Below are 14,915 nucleotides of genomic sequence, written 5' to 3' on the forward strand. Positions count from 1 at the left end.
CCGCATCTTCGACGAAAGTTTCAGAGCGGCAAATTGACACACCGCTACCAAGGCTTTTACCCTAGCCGACAGCGCTTGTAAATTGGTCTTACCAATTATCCAAGATTGCTCTCAGTGCCTGACCAACAACAATTAGGGGCCACCCCACCATGCAAACCTGGCAACAGCTCTACAGTCCGCTCGGCAGCCTTGGCGTCTCCGCTCTCGCGGCCGTCATTCCCATCGTGTTCTTCTTTCTCGCCCTGGCGGTGTTCCGCCTCAAAGGCCATGTGGCCGGCAGCATCACCCTCGCGCTTTCGATTGCCGTGGCGATTTTCGCCTTCCAGATGCCAGTGGACATGGCCTTCGCCGCCGCTGGTTACGGTTTCGCTTATGGCCTGTGGCCGATTGCCTGGATCATTGTCGCAGCGGTGTTCCTCTACAAACTGACGGTGAAAAGCGGTCAGTTCGAGGTCATCCGCAGTTCGGTCCTGTCGATCACCGATGACCAGCGCTTGCAGGTGTTGCTGATCGGTTTCTGCTTCGGCGCATTTCTGGAAGGTGCTGCCGGATTCGGCGCGCCGGTAGCGATTACTGCCGCACTCCTTGTAGGACTGGGCTTCAACCCGCTGTACGCCGCCGGCTTGTGCCTGATTGCCAACACTGCGCCGGTAGCGTTCGGCGCGCTGGGGATTCCGATCATCGTGGCGGGCCAGGTCACTGGCATCGACGCCTTCAAGATCGGCGCCATGACCGGTCGCCAGTTGCCACTGCTGTCGCTGTTCGTGCCATTCTGGCTGGTATTCATGATGGACGGCCTGCGCGGTGTGCGCGAAACCTGGCCGGCCGCGCTGGTGGCAGGTCTGAGTTTCGCCATCACCCAATACTTCACTTCCAACTTCATCGGCCCGGAACTGCCGGACATCACCTCGGCACTGGCCAGCCTGATTTCCCTGACCCTGTTCCTCAAGGTCTGGCAACCACGCCGCGCCGCCGGCCAGCACATCGTTGGCGCCGTATCCGCTTCAGTGGTCAGCGCCAGCGTCGGCGGCTTCGGCCAGAAGCGCACCACCGTCGCTTCGCCCTACAGCCTCGGGGAAATTTTCAAGGCGTGGTCGCCGTTCCTGATCCTCACCGTACTGGTGACCATTTGGACGCTGAAGCCTTTCAAAGCGATGTTCGCTGCCGGCGGCTCGATGTACGGCTGGGTGTTCAACTTCGCGATTCCGCACCTTGATCAACTGGTGATCAAGACTGCGCCAATCGTGGCCAACCCGACCGCGATTCCAGCGGTGTTCAAACTCGACCCGATTTCCGCCACCGGCACGGCGATTTTCTTCTCCGCGCTGATTTCGATGCTGGTGCTGAAGATCAATTTCAAAACTGGTCTGACCACTTTGAAAGAAACCTTCTACGAACTGCGCTGGCCAATCCTGTCGATCGGCATGGTGCTGGCGTTCGCCTTTGTCACCAACTATTCCGGCATGTCCTCGACCATGGCCCTGGTGCTGGCGGGTACTGGCGCGGCATTCCCGTTCTTCTCGCCGTTCCTCGGCTGGCTGGGCGTGTTCCTCACCGGTTCGGATACCTCGTCGAACGCGCTGTTCAGTTCGTTGCAAGCGACCACCGCACACCAGATCGGCGTCAACGACACCTTGCTGGTGGCGGCCAATACCAGCGGCGGCGTGACCGGCAAGATGATCTCGCCGCAATCGATCGCCGTGGCCTGCGCCGCGACCGGTCTGGTCGGCAAGGAATCGGATCTGTTCCGCTTCACCCTCAAGCACAGCCTATTCTTTGCAACGATTGTCGGTTTGATCACCCTGGCTCAGGCCTACTGGTTCACCGGCATGCTGGTGCACTAAACCTACAAGAAAGACGGAAATAACCGACGCCGGCCCGTGATCCGGCGTCAGCAATTCACCACCGGGTCTGTAAGGCTGCTGAAAGCAATGCGCTTTATATTCGGCAGCCGCAGCAGACGGATAACCGGGCCTACCCGGAGACACGCCTGATGAGCGAGCTTTTTTACAACGCTGTGCCGAACGCGACCCGCGTGGCATCGCCACTGCCCGAACCTCGGCAATACCCCAGCGAGAAACCGTCGCGGGTCTACCTGTTCGGCACGTGTGTGGTCGACCTGTTCTACCCCGAAGCCGGGATGGACGCGATCCATCTGCTGGAGCGCGAAGGGATCCGGGTCGAGTATCCGCAAGGGCAGAGCTGCTGCGGCCAACCGGCCTACACCTCGGGTTACACCGAGCAGGCGCGGACGGTAGCGCGCTCGCAACTGGCGCTGTTTGCCGGGGATTATCCGGTGGTGGTGCCGTCGGGTTCCTGCGCCGGCATGCTGCGCGAGCATTACGCCGACTTGTTCAAGGATGAGCCGGAAACGTTGAAACAGGTGCAGGCCCTTGCGGCTCGCACTTATGAATTGGCCGAATTTCTGCTGTTCGTCTGCAAGGTGCAGCTCAAGGACAGCGGTGAACCGGTGAAAGTCGCGCTGCACACCTCGTGTTCGGCACGCCGCGAAATGAATACCCACCTGCACGGCCGCGAGTTGTTGGCGCAGTTGAGCAATGTGGAGCGGGTCAATCACGACCACGAAAGCGAATGCTGTGGCTTCGGTGGGACATTCAGCGTCCGTATGCCAGACATTTCCGGCGCGATGGTGGCTGACAAGACCCGCGCATTGAAGGAGTCCGGCGCGCACAAGGTACTGAGTGCCGACTGCGGCTGTTTGATGAACATCAACGGCGCGCTGGAGAAACAGCAGGAAGCGTTACGCGGGCAACATCTGGCGAGCTTCCTCTGGCAGCGAACCGGAGGTGCGCAATGAGCACCTCGACGATTATTCCTACGGTCGCCGTAGAAGAAGATTTCCGCACTCGGGCACACAATGCCTTGGGTGATCAGCAGCTGCGGAACAACTTCCGCACTGCCATGGATTCACTGATGACCAAGCGGGCAGCGGCTTTCAGCGATGCCCACGAAAGAGAACACTTGCGCGCACTGGGCAATTCGATCAAGGCCCGCGCGCTGTCCAAGTTGCCCGACCTGCTCGAGCAACTGGAACAGAACCTGACCCGCAACGGTGTGACAGTGCACTGGGCGGAAACGGTGGACGAGGCCAATGGCATCGTCTTATCGATCATCCGCGCTCACGAGGCGCGGCAAGTGATCAAGGGCAAATCGATGGTCAGCGAAGAGATGGAGATGAACCATTTCCTCGAGGCTCGGGACATTGAATGTCTGGAGTCCGACATGGGGGAGTACATCGTCCAGCTCGACCACGAGAAGCCTTCACACATCATTATGCCGGCGATCCACAAGAATGCCGGTCAGGTCGCGTCCTTGTTCCACGACAAACTTGGCGTGGAATACACCAAGGACGTTGACCAACTCATTCAGATCGGTCGCAGGGTCCTGCGGCAGAAATTCTTCGAAGCCGACATCGGCGTCTCCGGCGTCAACTTCGCCGTGGCCGAAACCGGCACCCTGCTGCTGGTGGAAAACGAAGGCAACGGGCGCATGACCACCACCGTGCCGCCGGTGCATATCGCCGTCACCGGCATCGAAAAAGTCGTGGAAAACCTGCGCGACGTGGTGCCGCTGCTGTCACTGCTGACGCGCTCGGCGCTGGGCATTCCGATCACCACTTACGTCAACATGATCTCTGGCCCGCGCAAGGAACATGAACTCGACGGCCCGCAGGAAGTGCATCTGGTGTTGCTCGACAACGGTCGCAGCCAAGCCTTCGCCGACAGTGAATTGCGCCAGACCCTGAACTGCATCCGCTGCGGCGCCTGCATGAATCATTGCCCGGTTTACACGCGAGTCGGCGGCCACACCTATGGCGAGGTCTACCCAGGCCCGATCGGCAAGATCATCACCCCGCACATGGTCGGCCTGGCCAAGGTTCCGGACCACCCGAGCGCGTCCTCACTGTGCGGCGCCTGCGGTGAAGTCTGCCCGGTGAAAATTCCGATCCCGGCGATCCTGCGCCGTCTGCGCGAGGAAAACGTCAAAGCCCCGGACGCGCCGAATCAGGTGATGCGCGGTCAGGGCAGCAAGTATTCGCGCAAGGAGCGTTTTATCTGGAACGCCTGGGCCAGACTCAACAGCTCGCCGACGCTGTACCGCTTGTTCGCTTTTTTCGCCACGCGCCTGCGCGCCCTTACGCCGAGCAACGTCGGCCCATGGACGCAAAACCACAGCGCGCCGAAACCGGCCGCGCGTTCGCTGCATGACATGGCCCGCGAGCATCTGGCCAAACAGGGAGAGCGTCGATGAGCGCCAAGCAAAATATCCTCGGCAAGCTGCGGAAAAGTCTGACCGGCACCACGCCAATTGCCGACAACTTCGACGTCGATCTGGTCACCCAGCCCTACACCTACAGCGCCGAGCAACGCATCCCGCAACTGCGCAAACTGATGGAGGCGGTGCACACCGAAATCCACCTGACCTCGGGCGCGGAGTGGCCGGCATTACTGGCGCAACTGCTGCGCGACCGCCAATTGCCGAGCCTGCTGATCGCACCGACCACACCGCACGGGCAACGCATCGCACAGCACTGGGCGAACAATCCCGAGCTGCCAGAACTGAAGTCCTACGACCGGCCAATGGAAGCGTGGAAAGCCGAGCTGTTCAACGACACCCCGGCCAGCCTCACCGGCACCCTCGGTGCGATCGCCGCAACCGGCAGCCTGATTATCTGGCCAACCCGTGAAGAACCGCGCTTGATGAGCCTGGTGCCACCGGTGCATTTCGCCCTGCTCAAGGCCAGCGAAATCCGCGACAACTTCTATCAGGTGCAAGAGGAATTCGAATGGGCGCAAGGCATGCCGACCAACGCGCTGCTGGTCTCCGGCCCGTCGAAAACCGCCGATATTGAACAGGTCCTCGCCTACGGCGCGCATGGCCCGAAAGATCTGGTCGTGCTGATTCTGGAGGATCAATGAGTCTTCCTGCTGCTTTCCTGCGTGATGCCGAGCAACTGATTCCAGCAGACCGGCGTTTCGACGATCCGCTGTCGACCCTGGCCTTTGGCACCGACGCCAGTTTCTATCGACTGATTCCGAAACTGGTGATCCGCGTTGAGTCCGAAGATGAGGTAGTGGCGCTGCTGCAACTGGCTCAGCGCGACAAGGTGCCGGTGACCTTCCGCGCCGCCGGCACCAGCCTGTCCGGGCAGGCGATCAGCGATTCCGTGCTGATCGTGCTTGGGGATAACTGGAACGCCCGCGAGATTCGCGGCCAGGGCACGCAGATCCGCCTGCAACCGGGCGTGATCGGCGCGCAGGCCAATGCCTGGCTGGCACCGTTCGGGCGCAAGATCGGCCCGGACCCGGCGTCGATCAATGCCTGCAAGATCGGCGGCATCGTCGCCAACAACGCCAGCGGCATGTGCTGTGGCACCGCGCAGAATACCTATCACACCCTGGCCGGGATTCGCCTGGTGCTGGCCGATGGCACGCGCCTCGACACTGAAGACCCTGCCAGCGTCGCTGCATTTCGTTCAAGCCACGGCGAGTTGCTCGAACGCTTGGCGACATTGGGTCGCGAGACCCGCGCCAACGCCGAACTGGCCGCAAGAATCCGCCACAAATACCGTCTGAAAAATACCACCGGCCTGTCGCTCAACGCCCTGGTGGATTTCGACGAGCCTGTGGATATCCTGAGCCACCTGCTGGTCGGCTCCGAAGGCACGCTCGGCTTCATCAGCGCGGTGACTTACGACACCGTCATCGATCACCCGAACAAAGCCTCGGCGCTGATCGTGTTCCCCGATGTCGAAACCTGCTGCAACGCGGTGACCGTGCTGAAAAGCCAACCGGTATCCGCCGTGGAACTGCTCGACCGACGCAGTCTGCGCTCGGTGCAGGACAAAAAAGGCATGCCCGCTTTCGTACAGCGGCTATCGGAAAATGCCTGCGCACTGCTCATCGAATCCCGCGCTGCTTCGTCGACATTGCTACAGGAACAACTGGCGCAAATCATGGCGTCCCTGCGCGATTTCCCCGTAGAGAAGCAGGTCGATTTCACTGAAGACCCGGTGGAAAACGCTCGCCTCTGGGCCATCCGCAAGGACACCTTCCCCGCCGTCGGTGCCGTGCGCAAAACCGGCACCACGGTGATCATCGAAGACGTGACCTTCCCTGTCGAACAACTGGCCATCGGCGTCAATCGCCTGATCGAGCTGTTCGACAAACATGCCTACGACGAAGCGATCCTTTTCGGACACGCACTGGAAGGCAATCTGCACTTCGTCTTCACCCAAGGCTTCAACAGCCCGGAAGAAATCGCACGCTACCAAGCGTTCATGGACGACGTCGCGCAACTGGTTGCAGTGGAATTCGGCGGCTCGCTGAAGGCCGAACACGGCACCGGCCGTAACATGGCGCCCTTCGTGGAACTGGAATGGGGAAGCGACGCCTATCAACTGATGTGGCAGCTCAAACGCCTGCTCGACCCGAACGGCATTCTCAATCCGGACGTGGTGCTCAGCGAAGATCCGCAGATCCACCTCAAGCACCTGAAACCGCTGCCGGCGGCGGACGAGATTGTGGATAAGTGCATCGAGTGCGGTTTTTGCGAACCGGTCTGCCCATCGAAAGGCCTGACCCTGAGCCCGCGCCAGCGCATCGTCATCTGGCGTGATATCCAGGCGAAAAAGCGCGCCGGCGTCGACACCACAGAACTGGAAAAAGCCTACGAGTACCAAGGCATCGACACCTGCGCCGCGACCGGCCTGTGTGCGCAACGCTGCCCTGTAGGCATCAACACCGGCGAACTGGTGAAAAAGCTCCGTGGCCGACACGCCACGCATCAGAAAACCGCTGACTGGATCGAAGGAAATTTCGCCAAAACCCTGCAAGGCGCACGCTTCACCCTGCACGTCGCCAACGGCGCGCGAATGATGCTCGGCGCACCGCGTCTGGCAAAGTTGTCGGCGACGCTGACGCGCTTGTCCAAAGGCCAGGTGCCGCTGTGGACCAACGCCATGCCACAACCGGAAAAAGCCATTCGCTTCAGCCCGAGCGTGGCCGACGAGCGCCCGCGCGTGGTTTATCTGGCAGCTTGCGTCTCGCGGGTCATGGGCCCGGCGGCGGGCGACAAAGAACAGATGTCGCTATACGACAAAACCCGTGGCCTGCTGGAAAAGGCCGGTTACCAGGTCGTCTTTCCCGACAACCAGGACAATCTCTGCTGCGGCCAGCCGTTCGCCTCCAAAGGCTACGCCGAACAGGCCGAGCACAAGCGCCAGGAACTGATCAGCGCCCTGCTCCACGCCAGTCGCGGCGGCCTTGACCCGATCTATTGCGACACCAGCCCGTGTACGTTGCGACTGGTGCAGGACATCGGCGAAACGCGACTGGATCTGTACGATCCGGTGCGCTTCATCCGTACGCATCTGCTGGATCGCCTGGACTTCACACCCCAGGAAGCGCCTATTGCCGTCCACGTGACCTGCAGCACTCAGCACTTGGGCGAAAGCCAGGCGCTGATCGATCTGGCGCGCAAATGCAGCAACACCGTGGTGATTCCTGAAGGCATACATTGCTGCGGATTTGCCGGCGACAAAGGCTTCACCACACCGGAGCTGAACAGCCATTCGCTGCGTACGCTCAAGGACGCCGTGCAGCACTGCAGCGAGGGTATTTCCACCAGCCGCACCTGCGAAATCGGCCTGACCCAGCACGGTGGCATCGACTACCACGGGCTGGTTTATCTGGTGGATCGGGTGACACGGGCGAAGGCTGTCTGAAAAAAAATAGAACTCTTGAGCGAGACGGCAATCCACAGAACAGGCCCCGAAAAATCGGGGCTTTTCCTCCATTCGGTGGCTCGCCCAGCGGTCAGCGAAGCCTGGATCCCTCAGTTCAAGGAGATACACATGAAGCGTTCTGTACTGTTAGGTCTGTTCGTTACTGCCTCGATGATGGCGTCCACTTCGTTCGCCGCAGACAAGCCTGCTGATCTGTGCGATGCCAATATTCAGACCATTCAAAGTGGCAAGGCGCAGTTGTCGTCGAACCCAGAACTGAGCCAGCGCGCTGAAGCCAGTGTGACTAGAGCTCAGTCGTTGAAGGCCGAAGGCAAAATCGACGACTGCGTTGCCGAAACCTCGCAAACCATCGTGGAACTGCGCAAAGCCACCGGCACCAACAACTGATCCATGCTGACGGGCCAACCTGCGGGTTGGCCTCGTCGGCAGATTGACGTACACTGTGCACGCTTGTTGCCCGATCAGATTCACCGGGCAATGAGTTCGGGGCCGTTTAGGATTCGACGCCGGTTGCGAAACTCTAGGTGCATGCCGACTTGGTAACAGAAGTCGTAAATCCACTGTTGCAACTACTTATAGTTGCCAATGACGACCAATACGGTGTTGCTCTCGCTGCTTAATTGCAGCTGACAATGCTCCTGGTACCTTCGGGTCCAGCAATCATCAGGGGATGTCTGTAAACCCGAAATGATTGTCATATAGAACAGAATCGCCGTGCAGTACGTTGTGGACGAAGCGGCTAAAACTTACACAACTCGCCCAAAGCACCCTGCCCGTCGGGTCGCTGAGGGTTAACTTAATAGACACGGCTACGCATGTAGTACCGACAGCGGAGTACTGGCGGACGGGGGTTCAAATCCCCCCGGCTCCACCACTTCATCATCTAAAGACGTCCACGGACGTCTTTTTTTGTGCCTGAAATCCAGTAAATACGGGGGCTTCAGGGCTATAGAAGGCTTTCTAGGTTTTTTGAGTTCCAGCCGATTTGGTATTCCCAATGGTATTCCCGGCTACCCGGCGCTAATCTTGGGAATACCAAAAGGTGTCATGGAGTACTTCTCATGTGCGCTCAAACCACCCGCCTCTCCGACCGCCAGCTGAAGGCGGTCAAACCGAAAGACAAGGATTACGTCCTCACCGATGGCGACGGGCTCCAACTGCGAGTCAGGGTCAATCGCTCGATGCAGTGGAATTTCAACTACCGACATCCCGTGACCAAGAACCGAATCAACATGGCACTCGGATCCTATCCCGAGGTTTCTCTTGCGCAAGCCAGGAAGAAAACCGTTGAGGCCAGAGAGCTGCTTGCACAGGGCATCGACCCCAAAGCTCAGCGTAATGAACTGCAGGAAGCCAAACGAGCGGAAACGGAACATACGTTCGAGAACGTAGCCACCGCGTGGTTCGAATTGAAGAAGGATTCCGTCACCCCGGCGTATGCCGAAGACATCTGGCGCTCACTCACGCTGCATGTATTTCCGAGCATGAAATCAACGCCGCTATCAGAAGTGAATGCCCCGATGGTCATCAAGCTCCTTCGGCCGATTGAGGCCAAAGGTAGCCTCGAGACCGTGAAGCGGGTAAGCCAGCGCCTTAACGAGATCATGACTTACGGGGTCAATTCCGGAATGATCTTTGCCAACCCTCTCAGCGGCATTCGAGCGGTCTTCAAGAAACCCAAAAAAGAGAACATGGCCGCGCTACCAGCTGATGAGCTTCCCGAGCTCATGATGGAGATCGCGAACGCCAGCATCAAGCGGACGACCCGCTGCCTGATCGAATGGCAGCTGCACACCATGACCCGCCCCTCCGAAGCGGCGACCACCCGATGGGCAGATATCGACTTCGACAAACGCCTCTGGACCATCCCTCCGGAGCGAATGAAAAAGCGTCGTCCGCACACAATCCCGCTGACCGAACATGCACTCTCGTTATTGGAGACGCTTAAGCCCCATAGCGCCCACAGGGAATATGTGTTCCCGTCAGATAGAAACCCGCGCACCCACGCGAATAGCCAAACAGCCAACATGGCGTTGAAACGAATGGGTTTTCAGGACCGCTTGGTAAGCCACGGAATGCGCTCCATGGCCAGCACAATCCTGAACGAGCATGGATGGGATCCGGAGCTGATCGAAGTCGCGCTGTCGCATGTCGATAAAGACGAAGTTCGAAGCGCCTACAACCGGGCGGATTACATCGAACGCCGGCGTCCGATGATGGCCTGGTGGAGTGAACATATCCAGAAGGCAGCCACCGGCAGCCTGTCGGCATCCGCCATCAATCAAACCAGGGACCGTAACGTCTGCCGATACGCTGAGCCGGCGACAATCCGTGTCGTGCAGCAGGGCGACTGAAGTGGCGACTGTCGCTAAATCTGCCGCATGCCTGCGCTTCTTCGGCCAAGCCCCTGAGTATGGGAAGGCTCCGCATTCCCATACTTAGGGGCTCACGCTTAAAAGCGTCTATCAGACAACCACGAGTTGCGCCTTTCTGCGGCGGATCAGCCCTGCTGTTAACTCATAGTAATAGACGGTCGCTGGTGCTGAGCAACGCAGATAGTGCTCTAAAAACCATCTGGTGTGCTTTTCCCTCCAGGACCAGGGGGTCGCACAACTCCAGCGCTCACGAATCGCCTCGTGCATCCTTTCTGCCTGCCTGATATGCCGCTGCCGCGTGGCATGCGCACCTTTGAGCACGGGACTCAGAAACAACGCCATATCGAACTCGGACTTCATCGACGACCTCCGATGTAGGCACTCACCACGTCGATGCGGTTATGCCCCAACTCGTGGCTGATCTGCTGGCGTGCACGCTGATCGAGTGCTCGATCCTCTCGATTACCACGACCGCCATTGATGGGCGCGGAGAAACCGGTCAGTTGCTCATAGCGCTCACAGGCGTAAGCCGCCCGAAGTTCATGAAAGCCTTTCAATCCATGCTCATGCAGGATGTCCCGTGCCGGTCGCACGACTGTCTGTAGGAAATCTTTGTAGCTTTCATCAGGTGTTAACAGATTCCGACTGCCCTTGGGTGAAGCCTCGCTGGCCCTGTCGAGGGCGCCACGAACTTGATCCGTGACCGCAATCCAACGCGGTGCCGATGCGCCTGATCGACCGCCTTTGGTGCCGTCCTGGATATTGATCTTGCCCAGTTGCCGAGCCTCAAGTTGCAGCCGGGGCAAGTCCGCCAAGATCGCTTCACGCAGGCGCATTCCGGTCTCCCGAGCAAGGAGCACAATGGCACTCACCCTCAGTTGCTGTCGCTCTGACAGCGCTTGCGCAATCAGCCTGACCTGCACACGGTCTTGGCCTTGTGGCGCCTCACTACGCACGCTTGAGCGCTGCAAGCCAAGCGCCTTGCTCGGACTCGGAATTTTGACGTATTGATCACCGCGCAGCGCGGCCATCGTTCGGTTCACGCTGGACAGTCGGTTCTGCGCAGTGGCAATGCCGACGTTGCCCTGATCAACCTGCTCCCGCACGTGGACGGCGTACCGCATGAGGATCTCGCGGTCTATCTGGCGCGCGTCGTTGACCCTCGGCCCTTCATCAGATCGACACCAATGCACGAACGCCTGCCAGCGATCACTATGGGCTTTGACGGTAGCAAAATGGCCGTCGCCAAACAGGTCTTTCAGTGCCTGCGGTCCGGCATAGCTGAGCTGGCGACCGAAGCCGAAATTGCGCCCTGCTCGCTTACCGACCCGAGCCATTTTTCTGTTCCTGATCGGCTGCTGCGAGATCATGCAAAAGGGCTCGCCAGTGCGCACTTACAATCGCGAACTGAGCCCAATCAGTCGGGCGAAAACACAGCGTGTTGTCGGTGACGTAAAGATGCGCGCCCTGCTCTTCCAACCATTGGATAATGGAGGTCGTCGAGGTGATAGTTCTATGGAGGGTGGCGACACCGGCGACACCGGCGACAACCCTTGCCTTGCCTGCCTTTGAGCGTGGCGACAAAGTGGCGACAGTACCGGCGACAAATCGCACTTTCGGCTCCTTTTGGCGTTGAGCCAGATGGTTGCGCAGCGCTTCATCAAGATTGAACATGGCGCACCTCGAAGGTGTGGCCGTCGGAGATCAACCACTGATGATCAATCAACTCGACCAACAGCTTTGCGGCATGACGACTGCTCTTGCGGGCAAAGCGGGGACCGTTGCGATTCAGATCTCGAATACTGAAGCGCGTCCACTCCTTGACCTGCAGCCAGCGCAACAGCCGGTCCGCCTCTTCTTTTACCCTGCACACTGGCTCCTGCTCGGTCAGGCGCTGGATCTCGGTGAGGTAGTAGCCAACTAAGGCCGAGGCCCGCTGGATATGGTCGACCTCCACGACACTGCTCTCCTCCACAACGGCCAAAATGCCGGCGACGCGCAAAAGGTTGTCGGCGGCCTTCGAACCGCTGGGCCGCACGCTGGCCAGCTCGCCAAACTCACCCAGTTGAGCTTCGATAGCATCATGCAAATCAATCCAGCGACGACGCGCCAGCGGACTGAGGCTCAGCTTTGACAGCTGCAAGGCTCCGTCAGCGGAAAGTGACCAAGGCTGATAAAACAGAGCCGAAAGGCGATGATGATAGCGCTTGAGGGCAGCGTCTTTGGACAAGTCGACAGCCAGGTAGCTACGTTGCCCGGCTAGACTGGTGGGCCAGGTCATCAAGCAGCGCCCTAGAATGCCTTGCCCCTGCAGCAACGGGTCACTGAGTAACTGCATGGCCAAATACGGTTGCAGCATCAGGTGCAGGCTCAAGCGTCGGTCATAGGCTCGCAAGCTTTCACCAACCATGGAACGCGCGCGATCTATCGGGCTGCCATCCCAGAGTGACGACAAGGTCGTGACCGCTTTCAAACGGTTATCCCGACTCATGGTGCTGCTGCCGAGGAATTGTCCACCCTCATCACAGAACAGACCCATGCTAGGCAGATCATGACAGAGCCCCTTGATCAGGGCCTCGATAGTCGGGTCGGTGGTGATCAGTCTAGGGGCTGAGGGCTCCGCTTCGAGCGACATTCCGTTTACGGGCTCAGGATCGCCAGGCTTGATACGCTGCGCCTGTCGCTGTGCGGCACGGTACCGGGCAAGTTGTTCGCGATAGCGCTGCCACTGTTCACGCTCCCATTGCCGTGCAGGCAGCAATGCACATCGGTCTGCGGCGGTCTTGCGATCACCTGACGCGGCCACCGTGATCAGGTACAGCGACAGGGGATAATTTCTCCCGTCGAGTTGTAAGCCCGCATGACCTTGAGTGGCTAGGGCCGAGGCAGCCAACACTGATTGCGCGGCCAATGCATGAGGCACGCCGATGACCTCGGCCATTCGCTCTACCGCAGGCCCAAGAATCCCACCCAGTGCCTGCACCGGATAAGGCTGGGCCACGGGATTCGACTCAATCAGCGGTCGAGGTGGTCGTGGTAGTTCAAGCTTCGGATCTAACTGCTGCATGGGCCCTCTCCACGTTCATTGCTGGTTGTCCTCACGTAGTCCCGCCACGGCTGTTGAGTGTTATCAGGGATCAAGGCCCCTGCGGCCTGTGAGGTGTTCACTGACGTGGAACGAACGGCTCCTTACGACCGGGAGCAAGGGCATGACCCCATGAATCTGGCCTCCTTAGACGCATCCGAAGATACGGGCGGGTGGAGGCTGTGCCGACTGACGAGTTCGGCACCTGGAGATCCTGGGTGAGAGAAGGCAACAACATCGACACCTGGGGCATGCCTAACTGTCAGTCAGGTGCAGCCTTTCCATAGGCTGCGGCACCGGTGCCTGTGTCGTTGTGGATGGCGACGAATCGGACTTGTCACGCCGATTGTCACGAGGAGAATTACGGCAATGCCATGTAAGACGTGGATTGCAGCAGTGATACGAGCGCCCGTCTCTTTCCAGGAGAAAGAGACGGGCGCGATCTGGCGCAGCGAAGTGTGCCGAGAGGTGAGGTTGCTGCAGTGCAGCGAGGTAGGTCCATCGTCTGCCGCAGTGGGCAGATAAGTGAAGTAGGCATCCATCACTCTTGGGGAGTAATCGTGCGAGCCGCCGGATGCTAATCGCACTTTGGGAGAACCACCACGCAAGTGGCGTAGCCTTGAAGGTTCTGGCTACCTGGGCAGGTGCTGTCAACGACAGCGATCCGTGCGCCAATTTTTATACCCACTCGAAAAGGCGGTCAAGCGTCCCGGCCAATGCGCTCAGAAAGTGGCGACTGTCGCCACTTGTGTCGCCACGCTCCAGGCCCGGTCTGCATGGGTTGTCGCCGGTGTCGCCGATGTCGCTACACCTAGATCCACGCCTCGACGAAACGATCCGTCCTGACACTTAAACGGCGCTGCGCTTAGTAGAATCGCGGGCGATTAACGACGGTAAAAGAATGTGTGGCGCTAATCAGATATCAAAATGAGCCGGTGGCACGACGTGGCTTTAAAAAAAAGCGAGTGAACCCTCCAATCAGCGCGATCAAAGATCGCTTGATCGGAGGGTTTGACGGGAAAAGCAAATCTCAAACGTCAATTACAGACTCAGGCATCAAAGCTGGTTGATTGGGAGGTGACGGCTTCACGTCGCATGATCAGCGTCTGCTGCAATCGCAGCAGAAAGCCCGCTTCAAACGCTTCTTGGGGATCACCTGGACGATGACGCTTTCGGTTTTGCGCCAGTGCCCACCACAGCGGCAACGATGAGCCATCGAGCCAGGCCTCAGCGCATCGAACGCCCTCCTCAATCATCGGGCGAAATTCATTGCCCCATGGTGTTCGGATACCGGGACAGCCTTCAGCGGAAGGGACAGATACGTACTCACCAATCTGTTGATGAACGCGCTGAGCAGGGATACCCGACAGATATCGAAATGCCTTGTCGAACAGCACTGCCGCGTCATCCAACAGCTCTACCGCGAGCTCAACGTCTTGCGGACAATGAAGCAGAATACTCTGTGCTCCATTAAGCCGAAGAGTGGCAGCCTGCCGTAGTTTAATCGCGGCATCTTCAGGGGTAAGCAACGCGGTATCGATGCTGTTGGGTTTGGGGAGGCCGATGAGAAGCGAGAGATCAAACATCGCGGAATCCTCCGAGATAGTTTGCAGTGCGAAACAGACAGCCAAGGTGGCGCACGGGCTTAAAAGGGGGACATGCCATTTTCCTTATCTCCTTGGTTTGA

Annotated in this window: 12 protein-coding genes and 1 other RNA gene; 8 read left to right on the forward strand and 5 right to left on the reverse strand. The window is 59.0% G+C overall.

Features of this window, described 5'->3' with window-relative positions; all coding sequences use genetic code 11:
* Positions 1 to 149: 149 nt before the first annotated feature.
* The 8 genes from ND528_RS25330 to ND528_RS25365 all read left to right on the forward strand — a co-directional run bounded on the left by ND528_RS25330 (position 150) and on the right by ND528_RS25365 (position 10,122).
* Positions 150 to 1,844, forward strand: coding sequence for a lactate permease LctP family transporter (locus tag ND528_RS25330; protein ID WP_122601818.1), 1,695 nt, complete (start codon positions 150 to 152; stop codon positions 1,842 to 1,844).
* A 149-nt stretch (positions 1,845 to 1,993) separates the two neighbouring features.
* Positions 1,994 to 2,818 (forward strand): (Fe-S)-binding protein, encoded by an 825-nt coding sequence (locus ND528_RS25335; protein ID WP_263471450.1) that lies wholly within the window; start codon positions 1,994 to 1,996, stop codon positions 2,816 to 2,818.
* Complete coding sequence (locus ND528_RS25340; RefSeq protein ID WP_041477924.1) at positions 2,815 to 4,272, forward strand: LutB/LldF family L-lactate oxidation iron-sulfur protein; 1,458 nt, start codon at positions 2,815 to 2,817, stop codon at positions 4,270 to 4,272. Before ND528_RS25335 ends, ND528_RS25340 begins: the two co-directional genes overlap by 4 nt.
* Positions 4,269 to 4,940: a LutC/YkgG family protein gene (locus tag ND528_RS25345; RefSeq protein WP_137215539.1), complete on the forward strand. Its 672-nt coding sequence runs from the start codon at positions 4,269 to 4,271 to the stop codon at positions 4,938 to 4,940. The genes ND528_RS25340 and ND528_RS25345 overlap by 4 nt, the downstream gene beginning before the upstream one ends.
* A complete protein-coding gene (locus ND528_RS25350) occupies positions 4,937 to 7,747 on the forward strand; it encodes an FAD-binding and (Fe-S)-binding domain-containing protein (protein WP_263471451.1) in 2,811 nt (936 codons plus the stop codon). The genes ND528_RS25345 and ND528_RS25350 overlap by 4 nt, the downstream gene beginning before the upstream one ends.
* A 129-nt stretch (positions 7,748 to 7,876) precedes the next feature.
* Positions 7,877 to 8,155 carry a hypothetical protein gene (locus ND528_RS25355; RefSeq protein WP_130910771.1) on the forward strand — a complete coding sequence of 93 codons (279 nt, stop codon included), beginning with the start codon at positions 7,877 to 7,879 and terminating at the stop codon, positions 8,153 to 8,155.
* A 98-nt stretch (positions 8,156 to 8,253) separates the two neighbouring features.
* Positions 8,254 to 8,642: a transfer-messenger RNA gene (gene ssrA / locus ND528_RS25360) on the forward strand.
* A gap of 187 nt (positions 8,643 to 8,829) precedes the next feature.
* Positions 8,830 to 10,122 (forward strand): integrase domain-containing protein, encoded by a 1,293-nt coding sequence (locus ND528_RS25365; protein ID WP_263471452.1) that lies wholly within the window; start codon positions 8,830 to 8,832, stop codon positions 10,120 to 10,122.
* A gap of 111 nt (positions 10,123 to 10,233) precedes the next feature.
* Here ND528_RS25365 and ND528_RS25370 read toward each other — a convergent pair whose 3' ends face one another.
* From ND528_RS25370 to ND528_RS25390, 5 genes are all read right to left on the reverse strand, one after another.
* Positions 10,234 to 10,503: a hypothetical protein gene (locus ND528_RS25370; protein ID WP_263471453.1), complete on the reverse strand. Its 270-nt coding sequence runs from the start codon at positions 10,501 to 10,503 to the stop codon at positions 10,234 to 10,236.
* Positions 10,500 to 11,480, reverse strand: a complete 981-nt coding sequence (locus ND528_RS25375; protein WP_263471454.1) for an integrase domain-containing protein — start codon at positions 11,478 to 11,480, stop codon at positions 10,500 to 10,502. The genes ND528_RS25370 and ND528_RS25375 overlap by 4 nt, the downstream gene beginning before the upstream one ends.
* Entirely contained in the window at positions 11,464 to 11,817 is a 354-nt protein-coding gene (locus ND528_RS25380; RefSeq protein WP_103392131.1) for a hypothetical protein, read from the reverse strand. Before ND528_RS25380 ends, ND528_RS25375 begins: the two co-directional genes overlap by 17 nt.
* A complete protein-coding gene (locus tag ND528_RS25385) occupies positions 11,804 to 13,210 on the reverse strand; it encodes a YfjI family protein (protein WP_263471455.1) in 1,407 nt (468 codons plus the stop codon). The genes ND528_RS25380 and ND528_RS25385 overlap by 14 nt, the downstream gene beginning before the upstream one ends.
* A gap of 1,067 nt (positions 13,211 to 14,277) precedes the next feature.
* Positions 14,278 to 14,814, reverse strand: a complete 537-nt coding sequence (locus tag ND528_RS25390; RefSeq protein ID WP_263471456.1) for a LasR-specific antiactivator QslA — start codon at positions 14,812 to 14,814, stop codon at positions 14,278 to 14,280.
* Positions 14,815 to 14,915: the final 101 nt, after the last annotated feature.

Source organism: Pseudomonas mercuritolerans, assembly GCF_025706525.1.
GTDB lineage: Bacteria > Pseudomonadota > Gammaproteobacteria > Pseudomonadales > Pseudomonadaceae > Aquipseudomonas > Aquipseudomonas mercuritolerans.